This window comes from Pseudonocardia xishanensis (assembly GCF_039541715.1).
In the GTDB taxonomy this organism is placed as follows: Bacteria; Actinomycetota; Actinomycetes; order Mycobacteriales; family Pseudonocardiaceae; genus Pseudonocardia; species Pseudonocardia xishanensis.
In genome coordinates this window covers 92,667-107,974 of the sequence record NZ_BAABGT010000040.1, presented here as the reverse complement: position 1 = coordinate 107,974, position 15,308 = coordinate 92,667, and the positions used below count along the sequence as shown (strand labels likewise).

At 69.6% G+C, this 15,308-nt stretch carries 12 protein-coding genes and 2 pseudogenes; 7 read left to right on the top strand and 7 right to left on the bottom strand.

Translation table 11 applies throughout. The features are described 5' to 3' along the window. Positions 1-37 precede the first annotated feature (37 nt). The 4 genes and pseudogenes from ABD993_RS17680 to ABD993_RS36765 form a co-directional block, all read left to right on the top strand. The gene (locus ABD993_RS17680) at positions 38-379 is read left to right on the top strand and encodes an EthD domain-containing protein (RefSeq protein ID WP_345419201.1); all 342 of its coding nucleotides are present in this window, start codon (positions 38-40) and stop codon (positions 377-379) included. Positions 380-542: 163 nt separating this feature from the next. After that, positions 543-1,862, top strand: coding sequence for an MFS transporter (locus tag ABD993_RS17675; protein ID WP_345419199.1), 1,320 nt, complete (start codon positions 543-545; stop codon positions 1,860-1,862). A 159-nt stretch (positions 1,863-2,021) separates the two neighbouring features. Beyond that, positions 2,022-2,329, top strand: a pseudogene (locus ABD993_RS36770) (aldehyde dehydrogenase family protein); the annotation flags it as partial. Between the two features lie 112 nt (positions 2,330-2,441). Beyond that, a pseudogene (locus ABD993_RS36765) lies at positions 2,442-2,819 on the top strand (zinc-binding dehydrogenase); the annotation flags it as partial. Between the two features lie 180 nt (positions 2,820-2,999). Here the strand turns inward: ABD993_RS36765 and ABD993_RS17670 are convergent. The 7 genes from ABD993_RS17670 to ABD993_RS17640 all read right to left on the bottom strand — a co-directional run bounded on the left by ABD993_RS17670 (position 3,000) and on the right by ABD993_RS17640 (position 11,337). Next, positions 3,000-4,418, bottom strand: a complete 1,419-nt coding sequence (locus ABD993_RS17670; protein WP_345419196.1) for an aldehyde dehydrogenase family protein — start codon at positions 4,416-4,418, stop codon at positions 3,000-3,002. Positions 4,419-4,497: 79 nt separating this feature from the next. Then, positions 4,498-6,069, bottom strand: a complete 1,572-nt coding sequence (locus ABD993_RS17665; RefSeq protein WP_345419193.1) for an AMP-binding protein — start codon at positions 6,067-6,069, stop codon at positions 4,498-4,500. Next, positions 6,056-7,606, bottom strand: coding sequence for an AMP-binding protein (locus ABD993_RS17660; protein WP_345419191.1), 1,551 nt, complete (start codon positions 7,604-7,606; stop codon positions 6,056-6,058). Before ABD993_RS17660 ends, ABD993_RS17665 begins: the two co-directional genes overlap by 14 nt. Next, positions 7,603-8,043 (bottom strand): Zn-ribbon domain-containing OB-fold protein, encoded by a 441-nt coding sequence (locus tag ABD993_RS17655; protein ID WP_345419189.1) that lies wholly within the window; start codon positions 8,041-8,043, stop codon positions 7,603-7,605. The genes ABD993_RS17660 and ABD993_RS17655 overlap by 4 nt, the downstream gene beginning before the upstream one ends. Beyond that, complete coding sequence (locus ABD993_RS17650) at positions 8,040-9,215, bottom strand: thiolase domain-containing protein (RefSeq protein WP_345419187.1); 1,176 nt, start codon at positions 9,213-9,215, stop codon at positions 8,040-8,042. The genes ABD993_RS17655 and ABD993_RS17650 overlap by 4 nt, the downstream gene beginning before the upstream one ends. Positions 9,216-9,291: 76 nt before the next feature. Further along, the gene (locus tag ABD993_RS17645; RefSeq protein ID WP_345419185.1) at positions 9,292-10,089 is read right to left on the bottom strand and encodes an alpha/beta fold hydrolase; all 798 of its coding nucleotides are present in this window, start codon (positions 10,087-10,089) and stop codon (positions 9,292-9,294) included. A gap of 12 nt (positions 10,090-10,101) precedes the next feature. After that, positions 10,102-11,337, bottom strand: a complete 1,236-nt coding sequence (locus tag ABD993_RS17640) for an LLM class flavin-dependent oxidoreductase (RefSeq protein WP_345419183.1) — start codon at positions 11,335-11,337, stop codon at positions 10,102-10,104. 270 nt (positions 11,338-11,607) lie between these two features. Here ABD993_RS17640 and ABD993_RS17635 point away from each other — a divergent pair, with 270 nt between their 5' ends. The 3 genes from ABD993_RS17635 to ABD993_RS17625 all read left to right on the top strand — a co-directional run bounded on the left by ABD993_RS17635 (position 11,608) and on the right by ABD993_RS17625 (position 15,307). Continuing rightward, complete coding sequence (locus tag ABD993_RS17635) at positions 11,608-13,383, top strand: sigma-54-dependent Fis family transcriptional regulator (RefSeq protein WP_345419181.1); 1,776 nt, start codon at positions 11,608-11,610, stop codon at positions 13,381-13,383. Between the two features lie 300 nt (positions 13,384-13,683). After that, entirely contained in the window at positions 13,684-14,454 is a 771-nt protein-coding gene (locus ABD993_RS17630; protein ID WP_345419179.1) for an MlaE family ABC transporter permease, read from the top strand. Between the two features lie 10 nt (positions 14,455-14,464). After that, positions 14,465-15,307: an ABC transporter permease gene (locus ABD993_RS17625; RefSeq protein ID WP_345419177.1), complete on the top strand. Its 843-nt coding sequence runs from the start codon at positions 14,465-14,467 to the stop codon at positions 15,305-15,307. The last annotated feature ends 1 nt before the right edge of the window (position 15,308 follow it).

Genomic DNA, 15,308 nt, shown 5'->3' with positions numbered 1-15,308 from the left:
AACCTTCTGCCTGAGGCGGCAATCCGCGCTCTCGGCCGTGGAGTTCCACCGGTACTGGTTGAACGAGCATGCGCCGCGAGTGCTCCGGCACGCCGACACGCTCGGCATGATCCGCTACGTCCAGGGTCACTGTCGGCCCGGTGGGCTCAATGAGGGTCTCGCGGAGCAGCGTGGGACGGCGGAGCCGTTCGACGGAATCGCCGACGCGTGGTTCGCGGACCTGCCGTCGATGCTCGCCGCGGCGGGCTCCGAAGCGGGTGTGGTGGCGCTGAAGGAGCTGATGGCCGACGAGCTGCGGTTCATCGATGTCACCCGCTCCTGCGTCTTCGTCGTCGACGAGTTCGAGCTGCTGGGTTCAGGCGGCTGTCGCCCTGAGTGAGCCTTGACACCCTACCGGGCTAGTCTTGTACTTTATAAGCAATATCGCGCATCCCCCGCGCAAAGGTGAGTGGAGGAGATCCATGTCGCAGGTCCCCCCGCCTCCCGGACTGTCCGGTGACGGCGTTACGCAAGGCTCCGTGAGGCATGGCCGAGGCGCGGCGGTGAAGGAACCGATCCCCGCCGAGGCCAGGCGGGCGGTGGCGGCCGGCCTGTTCGGCACCGCCGTCGAGTACTACGAGTTCACGATCTACGGACTGCTGACGCTGGCGATCGCCGCCAACTTCTTCTCCACTCAGGACGGCACGACGGCGGTCCTCGCCACGCTTCTCACCTTCGGTAGCTCGTACCTCGTACGTCCACTGGGTGCGATCTTCTTCGGGTGGTACGGAGACAAGTTCGGTCGCCGAGCCGCTCTGATCCTGGCCATCTCGATCATGGGTACGGCGTCGACCGCGATCGGCCTCCTGCCCGGCTACGCGACGTTGGGGGCGGTGGCTCCGATCCTGCTGGTGCTGGCTCGGCTCTGCCAGGGCTTCTCGGCGGGCGGCGAGCTGATCGGCGCCGTCACCTACGTCATGGAGTCCGTTCCGCCGAGCAGGCGGGGCTTCCTCGTCGCGATGAACCCGTTCGGCTCCTCGATGGGCGCCGCGACCGGCAGCGTCGTCGTCGGGATCATCTCCCTGGCTGTGACGGCCGAGCAGCTGACGGCGTGGGGCTGGCGCATCCCGTTCCTCCTCTGCCTGCCACTCACCGTGATCTGCCTGGTCCTGCGGTTGCGGGTCGAGGACTCGCCGGAGTTCCGCAAGGCGGTGGAGACGTCGACGATCCGCCGGGTCCCGCTTCGTCAGCTCTTCACCCAGTACCCGAAGCAGATGCTGCAGGCCCTCGGATTCGGTATCGGACTCAGCGGCGTGGTCTACGTCAGCTTGGTCTACGCTCCCGCGTTCCTGGTCAAGACCCGCGGATTCGACCAGCGCGGTGTCTTCTGGCTGATCGCGGCGTGCCTCGTCATCCAAGCGGTCTCGATCCCGCTGTTCGGCATGCTGGGGGATCGGTTCGGGCGGCGACCGGTTCTCATCGCAGGCACCCTCGGACATCTGGTGCTCGCCTTCCCGATCCTGCTGCTCCTGGCCAACGCGCCGTCGTTCGCCGCGGTCGGCCTGACCCTGCTGCTGTTCATGTTGTTGTCAGGCGTCCAGTCCTCCGGGCTGGTCTTGTTCAGTGAGCTGTTCCCGGTTCGGGTCCGGTATACCGGTGCCGCGCTCTCGTACAACCTGGCCGCGGTCATCGCGGGAGGATTCTCTCCCTACATCGCCACGTTGCTGGTCGCCTCGACCGGCAGTCCCACCTCGCCCGCCTGGTGGATCATCGGGGTCTCGGTGATCGGTTTGATCGCCCTGTTCAGTATTCGGGAGACCGCCTACGGCAGGTCGGACCGGGGTGCTGAGGAGAAGGTCGAACCGGTCGCCGATCCCGCCTGAGGGAAGGCAGCCGGCTGCCCGCACTGCTCGCAGGCACACCGTGATCCTCGAACTGCCGGAGGAGAACTCGCTCGTCGCGCGCGTGGTCGGGGCGGCGGTCGAACGGTCGGACCTTCCGCCGGGGGTCCTGTCAGTGTTCGCCGCCGGCCCGTCGCCGGCGCAGCCCTCGTCGCCGACGCCGGCGTGGACATGATCAGCTTCACGGGCGGCGCCGCAGTCGGTTCCAGCATTCTGCGGGCGGCTGCGGGTCGCTTCGCCAAGGTGACGCTCGAGCTGGGCGGCAAGTCTGCCGGGATCGTCGCCGATGACATGCCGCTGGATGACCTCGTTCCGGCGCTCATGCCCGGTCTGGTGACGTTCCAGGGCAGATCTGTGTCGCGATCACCAGGGTGCTCGTGTCGGAGCGACGGCACGACGAGGTCGTGGGCGCCCTGGTCGACGCCTTCGGCGCACTGCGCATCGGTGATCCCGTCGACCGACCGTCGATTTCGGCCCGCTCGCCGTGGAGCGGACGCGGAGCCGGTGCGAGGACTTCGTCGCCGAGGCGGTGGCCGCCGGTGCGACCGCCGCGGCGGGCGGATGCCGGCCCCCGGGCTCGCCGCGCTGCTCGCCGGTGTCGTCGCGCGAGCGGCGACGATCATCGCGGTCGACGTACACGACAGCCGCCTCGACCTGGCACGCGAGCTGGGGGCGACGCACGTCGTCAACGCGCGGCATGGCGACTCGACAGCGCGGATCATGGAGATCACCGGCGGTGGCGCCGACTTCTCGGTCGAGACGCCGGGCAACCCCGGAGCGGTCGCGGCCATCGTGGCGGGTGTCCGGACCACCGGGACCGTGGCGCTTCTCGGCGCGGGCGCCCCGGGTGCGGAGCTGCGTCTCGACTACAACCTCGTGCAGGCCGGGAGGACGATCGTCGGAGTCGTGGAGGGCGACGCCGTGCCGCAGCAGTTCATCCCCGAGCTGATCAGGCTGCACCTCGCGGGGGTGTTTCCCTTCGACCAGATGGTGAGCACCTTCCCGTTCGAGGAGATCGACCGCGCGGTCAAGGCCGGCGAGTCCGGGGAGGCGGTCAAGCCGGTCCTGCTCTTCTGCCGATGGGACCCGGCAGCAGGCCGCTGCCGGGCCACCGACATGTCAGAGCTGGATGGACTTGACCTCCAGGAACTCCTCGATGCCGAAGACACCCATCTCGCGGCCGATCCCCGAACGCTTGTAGCCGCCGAAGGGGGCGGCGGGGTTGAAGCCGCCTCCGTTCACGTCCACGCTGCCCGTACGGACCCGGCGGGCGAACGCGACCGCGCGCGCCCGGTCCGCGGACCACACCGCGCCCGCCAGTCCGTAGTCCGAGTCGTTGGCGATCGCGACGGCCTCCTCCTCATCCGAGTACCGGATGAGCGACAGCACCGGACCGAAGATCTCCTGCTGGGCGACGGTCGCCTCGGGACGGACGTCCGCGAGCACCGTCGGTAGGACGAAGTACCCGCGCTCCAGCCCCTCCGGGGGCTCCGCGCCACCCGTGACGACCCGGGCCCCCTCGGCGATCCCGGTCGTGATGAACTCCCGGACGCGGTCCCGCTGGGCGCCGGAGGCCAACGGCCCGAGGCGAGTCGCCGGTTCCAGCGGGTCACCCGGCTGGTACTTGGCCGCCTGAGCCCCGGCCAGCTCGACGGCCTCGTCGTACTGTGACTCGTGGACGAGCATCCGGGTGCACGCGGCGCAGGTCTGCCCACCGTTCAGGAACGCGTTGGCCACGCCTGCCTTGACCGCGGTCGCGAGGTCCGCGTCCGGCAGGACGACCCCTGCGGACTTGCCTCCGAGCTCCAGGGTGACCTTGGTGATGTTCGCCGCCGCGACCTCGGCCACCCGTCGACCCGCGCGGACGGACCCGGTGAACGACACGACGTCGATGTCGGGATGGCCCGCGATCGCCTCGCCGACCGAGGGACCCAGCCCCGGCACCAGGTTGACGACACCGGCCGGGAGCCCGGCCGCCTCGAGTATCTCGAGGAGCAGGTAGGCCGACAGCGGGGTGATCTCGCTGGGCTTCACCACGACGGTGCACCCGGCCGCGAGCGCTCCGGCGACCTTGCACACGATCTGGTGCAGGGGGTAGTTCCACGGGGTGATGGCGCCGACCACCCCGGCGGGCTCCCGTACCACCAGGGAGTTCCCGATCTCGGTCTCGAAGGCGTAGGCGTCCAGCGTGTCGGCGGTGGTGGTCAGCACGGCTCGGGGGAGCCAGGTCTGCACCCGGGTGGCCACTGTGATCGGGCAGCCCATCTCGGTCGTGACGGCGCGCGCCAGCTCGTCCTGGCGCTGGGCGATGCCTGTGGCGATGTGGCGCAGGAACTCGGCCCGCTCCGACGTCGGGACCGCGGCCCACCCCGGTGCCGCCGCCCGCGCCGCGGCCACCGCACGGTCGACGTCCTCGGCGTTGCCGGACGGCACCGTCGCCACGATCTCGCCGGTGGCAGGGTTCTCCACCTCGATCCGGCTCTGCCCCAGCGACGGCACCCAGTCCCCGCCGATGTACAGCTCTGTGCGGTCTTCCACGGCACTCCTCACCAAGTCTATAAAGTACAAAGCATAATTATGCCGGTCCGCTTCCGCTACGGGGTGGAGACGCGGCGGGTCAGTCGATCGAGACCGGTGTGGCTGGTCGGTCGGCGCTCCCGCCGTGCTCGCGAAGCCGGAACTTCTGGACCTTGCCACCGGCGTTGCGGGGGAGTGCCTCGACGATCACGACGGACGTCGGCTTCTTGTACGACGCGAGCCGTGTACGGCAGTGCTCGATGATCTCCTCCGCGGAGGGGGGACGGGAGGGGTCCCTGGGGACCACGAACGCACGCGGGGTCTGCACCCACACCGGGTGCTCCACTCCGACGACGGCGACCTCGGCCACGCCGGGGTGACTGTCTATGGCGGCCTCGACCTCGGCGCAGTAGATGTTCTCGCCGCCGGAGATGATCATGTCCTTCTTGCGGTCGACGACGTAGAGGAACCCCTCGTCGTCCATCCGGCAGAGATCGCCGGAGTGAAGCCAGCCGCCGACGAACGCCTCCGCGGTGGCCTCCGGAGCCCCCCAGTAGTGCGACATCACGGTGGGCCCGCGGTAGACGATCTCGCCGACCTCGCCCACGGGCACGTCCTTCATATCCTCGTCGACGAGCCGGATCTCGACCGTGGGCACCGGACGCCCGACCGAGCCCTGTTTGCGCAGGGCGTCAGCTCCGCTGAGCAGACACGTCGTGGCGCTGGTCTCCGTCTGGCCGAAGGCCGCGAACGACGGAGCCCCGGGAAACGTCTCGGCCATCGCCTCCAGCACCGACGGTGGGGCCGAGGACGCCCCCCAGTACGGCAGCCGGAGGGCGAGGTCCCTGTCCCGTGCGCCGGGCACGGCGCAGATCGCCTGCCACTGGGTCGGGACGAAGAAGCAGCTCGTCACCTGCTCGCGCTCGAGCAGGTCCAGGGTCGCGGACGGGTCGAACGTGTCGCCCGGGGGGACGATGAGCCGCCCGCGGTCGAGCAGGGGACCGAGCAGGTTCGCGACGCCCGCGATGTGGAACATCGGTACGGCGAGCAGCCGCACGTCCGCGTGCCTGCCACCGGTCGCCAGCGAGATCGCGAACGCAGACGCCACGAGGTTCAGGTGGGTCAGGACGGCGCCCTTGGGGTGGCCGGTGGTCCCCGACGTGTACATGCAGAACGCCGCGTCGTTCTCGACCACGTCGACGGGGGGACGGACCACGGCACCGGCGACCAGATGCTCGAAGTCGACGTCCGCACCCTTCGTCGCGTCGACGACCACGGTGACGGGATCGGCGGGGCCTGCAGGCACGGCCCCGGACAGTGCCTTCTCGGTGACCAGCACCGAAGGGGTGCAGTCGTCGAGGATGAAGCGGATCTCCGGGCCGGTGAGCCGGAAGTTGAGCGGCACGGCGATGGCGCCCAGCCGCAACGCCGCGAGGTAGGTCTCCACGACCTCGAGCCGGTTCCGCATCAGGACCGCCACCCGGTCCCCGTGTCGGACACCGAGGTCGGCGAGACCGGCGGCCAACCCGTGCACACGGCGGTCGAGCTCCGCCCAGGTCAGGGTTCGCTCGGGCGAGGTGTAGACGACGTCATCGGGTCGGGCTTGGGCGGCCCGCGTGAGCTGGGCACCGAAGGCGAGCCGACGGATGGCGGGGTCCTCAGGAGGCGTCACGGCGTTCTCCGGTGTGTGGCGCGGGCGGACGGAACCGGGACCGCAGCTCGGTCTTGAGCACCTTCCCCGACGCGTTGCGGGGCAGGATGTCGACGAACTCGACGGACGTCGGCTTCTTGTAGGAGGCCAGGTGGGCGGCGGCGAAGGCGATGACGTCGCTCGGGTCGGGCGGGGTGTCCGGGTCGGTCGGCACGATCACCGCACAGGGCGTCTCGACCCAGCGCGGGTGCGGAAGGCCGATGACCGCCACGTCCCGGACCCCCGGGTGAGTGCTGAGGACGGACTCGACCTCGGCGCAGTAGACGTTCTCCCCGCCCGTGACGATCATGTCCTTCTTGCGGTCGACGACCCAGATGAAGCCGTCGTCGTCCTGTCGACACAGGTCGCCGGAGTGGAACCAGCCGCCTGCGGTGGCCTCGGCGGTGGCCTCCGGCCGGTTCCAGTACCCGAGGAACACGGTCGGCCCCTGGTAGACGATCTCGCCGACCTCGCCCCGGGGGACGTCGCGCATCTCGTCGTCCACGATCCGTACTGCGACCCCGACCAGGGGAGTTCCTACCGAACCCATCTTGCGGATCGAGTCGTCGCCGCGAAGCATGCACGTGGATGCGGCCGTCTCGGTCTGGCCGAACGCGCTGATGTTCGGCACCCCGGGGAAGGTCTCCGACATGCGCTCGAGGAGCACCCGCGGTGCCGGTGAAGCGCCCCAGACCATACGCCGCAGCGGGATCCGTCTTTCTCCGACGGCGTCGCACACCGCCTGCCACTGGGTGGGCACGAAGAAGGCACCGGTCGCCCCGTGGTCCACCATGGCCGCGACCGCGGCGTCCGCGTCGAACCCGGTGCTCGGGGCCAGGACGACGGTCGCCCCGACGTAGAGGTACATCAGGACGCTGGACCAGCCTCCGATGTGGAACAACGGCAGACCGGAGTACCAGACCTCGTCGCCACCGGCGACGCCCATCCCCAGCAGGCCGGCGTAGGTGCGGAAGACGAGGTTGCGGTGCGAGAGCATCGCGCCCTTGGGCGGCCCGGTGGTTCCCGAGGTGTAGAGGATGAAGGCGGGGGAGTGGTCGTCGACCACCGGGCTGGGGCACGGAGCGGTCCCCGCGTGGGGCGGCAGGTCGTCGACCAGGACGACGCGGAAGGGTCTGCGGAGCTCGGGGTGCCGCTCCAGAAGTGCGCGCTCGGCGACGAGGACCTCGGCCCCGCAGTCGTTCAGCTGGTAGCGGACCTCCGTGGTGCTCAGCCGGGTGTTGAGGGGGACGACGATCGCGCCGAGCCGGACGATGCCGAAGAACGTGTCCACCACCTCGAGCCGGTTGGTGGAGAGCACCGCGACCCGGTCACCGGGACGGACGCCCCGCTCGTCGAGGAGCGTCCCGACATCGGATGCGCGGCGGTCCAGCTCGGCATAGGACCGGCTGTCGGTGCCGAAGCGCAACGCGCAGCTCTGTGGGTGGGACAGGGCGAGCCGACCGAGACACGTCGCGAGGTCGGCGGCGTTCACCGCCTGGTCACCGGCCCCCGGCGTCACGGGGCCTTCTCGGCGCCCGCAGCGGTGAACCGCAGCACGGCCGGGCTGTCCGCCGACCCCCGCTCGAACACTGCCCGGACGGGGAGGCCGATCCGGAGCCGGCCGTGAGGGGTGTCGATGATGTTGGCCGACACGGTGACGCCTTCGGGCAGGGTCACCATGGCGAGGACGTAAGGTGCCGCCTCCCCCCAGGCGCCCCCGGCCCGCCGGACGACCGTGAAGGTGTAGACGACGCCGCGCCCCACCGCGGGTACGTACTCGACGCCGTCCGCCCCGCAGAGCGGACAGTGTGGGCGGGGGTACCAGAACACCTCGCGGCAGGCTCGGCACCGCGGCAGCACCAGGCTCCCGGCAGCCGCCGCATCCCAGTACTCGGACGTCATGGGGTCGGGGGCGGGGACCGGCGTCGGGAGGGCGGTGGACCCGGTTCTGATCATGGTGAGAACCTCTCCAGCACGGCGGTGGCGCTGACGTGCCGCGTGGACAGCCGGCCGCCGATGCCGGAGACCAGGGCGAGTTCGCAGCCGTGCACCTGGACTTCCGGCCGAGCCTCACCGCGGAGCTGACGGACGGCCTCGATCACCTTCGTCATGCCCCCGCGGTTGGCCGGGTGGTTGTTGCAGAGGCCGCCGCCGTCGGTGTTGAAGGGCAGCGCGCCGCCGCGGGCACGCAGCGTGCCGCCTTCGACGAACGGACCACCCTTGCCCTTCTCGCAGAACCCGAGGTCCTCCAGCTGCATCAGCACGGTGATGGTGTAGCTGTCGTAGAGCGAGAGGTACTGGATGTCCTTCGGGGTGGTGCCCGACATCGCGAACGCCTGGGTGCCGCTGCGCCGTGCCCCGCACCAGGTCAGGTCCACCCGGCCGGTGTCGATGTTGTGGTTGGCCTCGCCGTGCCCGCGCAGGCGTGCCCCGGCCCGACCGAGCTCGCGCGCCACATCGGGATGGACCACCAGCAGGGCGCCTCCGCCGTCGGTGATCACGCAGCAGTCGAGGCGGCGGATGGGGTCGGCGATGAGCGGTGAGTCGACGACCTGTTCGACCGTGACCGGGTCTCGGAACACGGCGTCGGGGTTGTGCTGCGCGTGCTCGGAGGCGGCCACCCGGATCCAGGCGAGCTGTTCGGCCGTCGTGCCGAACTCGTACATGTGGCGGCGCGCCGTCAGGGCGTAGTCCGCGACCGGGCCATGCCCGCCGACCGTGCCGACGACGTCGAACGGTGCGGCGGGCCCCGGCACCAGCTCCCGGCCCACGAAGTTCCGTGGGTCCGCCTTCGGCAGGCCTGCCAGGGTGATGAGCGCGACCCGGCACTTGCCGGCCCGGATCGCCGCGTCCGCGTGACCCAGATACGCGATGTACGCGGAGCCCCCCACGTCGGTCGACTCCGCGTAAGTGCAGTTCAGGCCCAGGTAGCCCATGATGTCGGACGGGCCGAAGCCCGGGACGGTCGAGTCGCAGAAGAAGCCGTCGACGTCCGCGAGGCCGAGACCCGCGTCCGCGAGGACGCCGTCCGTCACCTCGCGCAGCACCCTCGGAACGGTGTAACCGGGCAGGCTGCGTCCCGGATGCTCGTAGGCGCCGACCACCACGCTGCCGGTCGATGCGGTCATACTTCCTCGCAGTCCTCATCCAGGAGGGGGGTGGGCGAGCCGTGGCCCACCCACCCCCCTCTGTCCTCCCACTCGGTCAGAAGGCGTCCACGAACTCCACCAGGGCGGCGTTGAGCTGCCCCGTGGCCTCGATGTGCGGAGCGTGTCCGCAGGAGTCGAACTCCACGACGCGGGCGTCCTTCAACCGCTCGGCGACCCAGTGCGAGCCGTCGATCGGGAACAACGGGTCGTTCTTTCCGTGCAGCAGCAGGACCGGCAGGTCGAGGGCCGCCAGGTCTGCGCGGTGGTCCGCGTCGACCAGGCCCTGCATCGACGCGGCACCCGCCCACGAGGGCGTCTGCATGTTGTCGGCGACGAGCCACTGCACGGTGGCCGGGTCGGGGGCGAACAGCGACTGCTCCGTCGCACCGCGTCGGTACTGCGGACGCGCCGTCAGCTCACCACCGAGGAACTGTCCGACGACGTCGGCAGGCAGCCCGTGGGGGAACCCGTCGTCGCTGACGAGGCGGGTCCCGTTCGAGCCGACCAGGGCCAGCTTCGCGATCCGGTCCCGGTTGTCGGCGGTGGCTCGCAGAGCGATGAACCCGCCCATCGACCAGCCGACCATCACCGCGTCGCGAAGATCGAGCTCGCGCAGGACCACCGCGACGTCCGCGGCATGGCGGGCGATCGTGTAGTCGCCGAACGGCCGGTCGGACCGGCCCTGGCCACGGGGGTCGACCGCCACCACCCGGTGGTTCGGTGCGAGCACCCGCACCTGGGCATCCCACACCTCGTGGCTCTGGGCCCAACCCGGCACGAGCACGACCGGGGGGCCCGACCCGACGTCTTGGACGTGGAGCTCCACACCGGGCTCCACTTCGATCCTGGTCATCGCATCTCCTCGTCAGGCGAAGTTCTTGATGACGTGCTTCTCGAACTGGGTGATCTGGTCGAGGCTGATGTCCAGGGACACGTTCCCCTGCTGGAAGAGGTTCCAGGAGAACCAGTCCAGCTCGCCGTCGCCGTGGCACCTCGCGACCTTGGCGACCTCCTCGGTCACCTGGTCCGGCGTACCGCAGATCGCGAAACCCGCGTCGACCAGACGCTGGAACACGGCGCGCGGGTCGCGCAGGCCCAGGTCGCGGTCCGGCGGGTCGCTCGGGATGCGGAAACCCTCGATGAAGCCGAACCGGGTGAAGTACTCGTGGAACACCACGCCGGTGGTCTTGACTCCGAGCTCGAACGCCTCGTCGTAGGTGTCGCCGAAGGTGACCGATCGGTTGGCGCCGAGTCCTTCACCGAGCCGGAGCTGCCGTCCTGCCTGCGCCGCGACGTCGCGGAACATCTGGCAGAACTCGTTGAACTTCTCCGGGTCCGAGATGATGAGGAACGGGGTGATGCCCTTCTCGGCGCACCTGCGGACGGTGGTCTCGCTCGCGGCGTAGGCCTGCCACAGCGGCGGGTGCGGATCCTGGTAGGGCCCGGGGACGACACTGATCTGGACGACCTTCCCGTTCTCGTCCAGCTCGCCGGGTGCGCCCATCTCGCGGGTCATCTCGTGGACCGGCCAGTCGATGCCCTCGTGCGGGAAGGGCACCTTGTAGTACTTGCCGTCGTGGTCGAACGTCTCTTTCGTCCAGGCCTTGATGAGGATCTCGAACATCTCGTCGAAGACCTCGCGGTTGTTCACGTCGGCGGCGGAGCCGTCCATCGTCGCCGCCTTGACGTTGTACTTCTGGCCGAGGATGTTCGTCCACCGCGGCTGGTAGCCGCGGGCGAGCCCGACGCACACCCGTCCCTGGGTGAGCTGGTCGAGCATCGCCACCTCCTCGGCGAGCCGGATCGGGTCCCAAGTCGGCAGCACGACGCCGAGTGGCGCGAACGTGATCTTCTTGCAGATCGCGGAGAGGTGCGAGTAGAGCACCAGCGGGGAGACCGAGAACTCGAAGCCCTCCGTGTGGAAGTGGTGCTCGGTGGTGCTGAAGGCATCGAACCCCGCGTTCTCGGCCGCGACGCAACACTCGGTGATCTCGCGGTAGAGTTCCTGGACCTTCTCCTTGTTCCGCCCGATCGGCTTGAGGCGCCGGCGTTCCTCCGGGGTGGCCGGGATGGTCGGGACGGTGACGATGTCGAACTTCACAGATGCGCTCCCACTTCGTCGTCGGGGCATGGTTCCCGGTTCAGGATCACCGGGTGGGCACGGACCGGACGTTAGCGGCGAGTGATCTGCGTCATCTGTGTCAAATCCGAACGACATCGTCCTTGACACACCCCGGCACGGCCCGGCGTGGCTATCGTCTCGTCGGGACAACGCGAGCGCGGCAGTGTGGCCGGTCTCGGCCTCCGCAGGCTCACGGCCCCGGATGACGGGCTCGGGATCCGGCTGCGGCGACGGTCGAAGGAGCGTGCGATGGAGCATGGTCGGGTGGGCAAGCTCGGGGGACGCGACACCCTGATGGCCTGGGAGCGCTTCCGCAGCGGCGACGCCGTGGACATCGGACCCGCCGTGCGTCCCGAGATCCTGGCCTCCTGGCAGCGTTCCGACCACGGGAGGTTCGATCCCGAGCACCGCCTGGGCCCGGTCTTCGGCAACGAGGTGGACACGGACTCGCGCCTGTACCGGGCGGCGAAGGACATCCTCGACGACTTGGCGGACAAGCTCAGCGACACGACGACCGCGATCTTCCTCTGCGACCCCGACGGCATGATGATCGACCGCAGGTGGTGCGACGGCACCATCGAGCGCCGCTTCCACCCCATCCCGACCGAGCCCGGCTTCTACTTCAGTGAGGATGTCGTCGGCACGACCGTCGCCGCGCTGTTCTCCGCGGCGCGCAGGCCGTGCTACGTCGCAGGCGCCGAGCACTTCCATCCCGAGATCCACGACATGAGCTGCTTCGCCGCCCCCGTCCGGGACCCTGTGACGTGCGAGTACGTGGCGATGCTGGACATCACCTGCCTGTACCGCGAGGCGAACAAGATCGTGATGCCGTTGGTCATCTCGGCGGCCGACGCGATCTCGGAGCGGCTCGGTGAGGACTCCAGCCGGCGCGAGAGCCTGCTCGTGCAGAGCTTCACCCGGGTGAAGCGGCGTTCGAGCCGACCGCTGGTGTGCGTCAGCAACGACATGGTGATCACGAACGCGGCCGCCGCCCGGCTGCTGCACCAGATCGACCAGGCGGTGCTGTGGGAGCACGCCTTCGAGGCGACCCGCGGAGGAGGTAGCGGGCGACGCGAGATCCCGCTCCCTGCGGGCGGCCGGGTCATGGCCGACTGCGCACCGATCCTGGACGGCCGGGAGGTCATCGGCTCCTCCATCCAGCTCGAGCGGATCCGGCGGGTCGAGGCGTCCGGGGCCGCCCCGAGCGTCGAGCTCCCTGGGGTCGAGGGCGGGAGTGCCGTGTGGAAAGCCGCCTGTCAGGAGGTCGCGACGGCAGTCGCCTGTGACACGCCGTCCCTGCTGGTGGGGGAGGCGGGCAGCGGGAAGCTGCTGCTCGCCTGTGCCGCGGCGGCGACGTGCTACGAATCGGTGCAGCGCGTGGACTGCGGCGACCTCCGGTCGGCTCGCGACGTCGACGAGCTGGTCGTCTCCCTGGGGTCCGACCGGGGGGCGATCGTGCTCCGCCACATCGAGCACCTCCCGGCGGAGGCGGACCACCGTCTCGCCGACGCCCTGACCGGCGCGCTGCACGACGAGCGGCTGGTCCTGGCGACCGCCGTCGAGCCGGTGGCCGGAGCAGTCTCCCGCGTGGCGGCGCTCTTCGGGTCCGTCATCACCATTCCTCCGCTGCGTGCGCACGCCGAGGATCTCCCCGCGATCGTCCGGGTGCTCCTGCAGGCGAAGGGCGGGCGTCCCGTTCGCGTGGGCCAGGACGCGCTCCAGGTGCTCATCCGGTACCCATGGCCAGGCAACGTCGCTCAGGTTCGGTCGGTTCTCGCCCGACTGACCGCGCTTTCCGCCGCACCCCTCATCGGCGCGGCAGACCTCCCGCCCTGGCTGGTGGCCGCCGCGTCCCGGCGCAGGCTCACCGCGATGGAACAGGCCGAAGCGGACGCGATCCGGCAGGCGATGCGGGCAGCGGGCGGCAACAAGACCGATGCGGCCGAGCAGCTCGGCATCTCACGCAGCACCTTCTACCGCAAGCTCCGCCGCTACGGGGTCGACATGGAGACGTCGATCTTCTGACCCGACAGACGTCGGGCCTTGCCGGCGCCTCACTCTATAGTGGCAAGCTCACGTCGCTGACCAGGCATGATGCCGCGGGGAAGCGTCGAGCGACAAATTCCGTAACCTGTCGCCGTCTCGTTCGTTGAGCCCATCGAAGTCGGAGTGCGACGCACACCCGGCTCTGATCCTTCTGGGTCTCAACGAAGAGGCGGGGTTGATGAGTCATACAGCAGTACGCCGAGGGCACCCGTCGCTCGCGATGCAGGAGCGGCGCTCTCTGCGCGGTCGTGCGGCAGCGGCTGCCGAGTGGAGCGTGCGGTGACCGTCACGCAGACGGCGGGCCGCGCCGTCAAGCCCATCGGCGGCTTCTTCGCGTTCACGATGGACACCTTCGTCGCGATGTTCAAGCCGCCCTTCCAGTGGCGCGAGTTCCTGCAGCAGACGTGGTTCATCTGCAGCGTCTCGCTGGGGCCGACCATCCTGCTGGGCATCCCGTTCGTGGCGTTGGTGACCTTCCAGTTCAACATCGTGCTCGTCGAGCTCGGGGCCATCGACCTCTCCGGGGCGGGATCGGGCTTCGCCACGATCACTCAGATCGGCCCGGTGGCGACGACCTTCATCATCGCGGGAGCGAGCTCCACGGCCATCTGCGCGGACATCGGTGCGCGGAAGATCCGCGAGGAGCTCGACGCCATGGAGGTCCTCGGCATCGACCCGGTGCAGCGGCTGGTCGCGCCGCGAGTGCTGGCCACTGCGCTCAACGCCGCCATGCTCAACGGGATCATGATCCTGATCGGGCTGGCGGGTGGCTACGTCTTCGGCGTCTACCTGCAGGACGCGAGCCCTGGCCAGTACGTGGACTCCGTCGACCTTCTAGTCGGCTACGAGGACCTGATCCACGGCGAGATCCGGGCGGTGTGCTTCGGCGTCGTCGGGGCGCTGATCGGCTGCTACCGGGGGATGACCTGCAAGGGCGGACCCCGCGGCGTCGGCAACGCCGTGAACGAGACGGTGGTCTACACCTTCCTCGCGCTGTTCCCGCTCAACATCATGCTGACCCAGATCCCGTATTCGCTCGGGATCGTCTGAGGAGAGGGCGATGGAGTCGAAGTTCCTCGACGGGGTCAAGAAGGTCGTCGGGACCCCCTTCCGGCTGCTGGACGACCTCGGCAGACAGGCCGAGTTCTACGGCAAGTCGATCGCCTGGACCCCCAAGGCGGTCAAGAGCTACAAGGGTGAGCAGGTCCGCCTGATCGCCGAGGTCGGCATGAGCACGGGCGCGCTCGCCGTCATCGGCGGCTCGTCGATCATCACCCTGTTCATCACGCTGTTCGCGGGCGTCACCGGCGGGTTGCAGTCCTTCAGCGCGCTCAAGGACCTGCAGCTGGAGGCCCTGGGTGGCTTCACCTCGGCGATCATCAATCCGCGGCTGCTGGTGCCGATCGTCGCGGGCGCAGCGCTGGCCGCGACCGTGGGCTCGGGCTTCACCGCCCAGCTCGGCGCCATGCGGGTGGCGGAGGAGATCGACGCGCTGGAGGTCATCGGCGTCCGGTCGCTGCCCTACCTGGTGACGACGCGGCTGGTCGCGGGCATGATCACGATCATTCCGATCTTCGCGATGTCCATGGTGGGCGCCTGGTTCGGCTGGAAGATCACCCAAGTCGACTTCTTCGGGCTGTCCGCAGGTACGTACAACCACTATCTCGACACGTTCCTGCAATGGCAGGACATAGCCTTCTCGTTCGCCCAGGCCCTCGGGGTCGCGGTGGTGGTGATCCTGATCCACACCTACTACGGCTACACCGCCTCGGGTGGCCCCGCCGGCGTCGGACAGGCCGTGGGCAAGGCCGTCCGCACCTCCCTCATCGCGGTGCTGGCGATGGAGCTCGTCATCTCGATGGCGCTCTACACCAACTCCGACGTCTTCCGGATCTCGGGGTGAC

Excerpts from the sequence above, each read along its gene's own strand:
- ABD993_RS17655 (WP_345419189.1), bottom strand. The coding sequence starts at position 8,043 with ATGATCAGAACCGGGTCCACCGCCCTCCCGACGCCGGTCCCCGCCCCC.
- ABD993_RS17650 (WP_345419187.1), bottom strand. The coding sequence starts at position 9,215 with ATGACCGCATCGACCGGCAGCGTGGTGGTCGGCGCCTACGAGCATCCG.
- ABD993_RS17645 (WP_345419185.1), bottom strand. The coding sequence starts at position 10,089 with ATGACCAGGATCGAAGTGGAGCCCGGTGTGGAGCTCCACGTCCAAGAC.
- ABD993_RS17635 (WP_345419181.1), top strand. The coding sequence starts at position 11,608 with ATGGAGCATGGTCGGGTGGGCAAGCTCGGGGGACGCGACACCCTGATG.
- ABD993_RS17625 (WP_345419177.1), top strand. The coding sequence starts at position 14,465 with ATGGAGTCGAAGTTCCTCGACGGGGTCAAGAAGGTCGTCGGGACCCCC.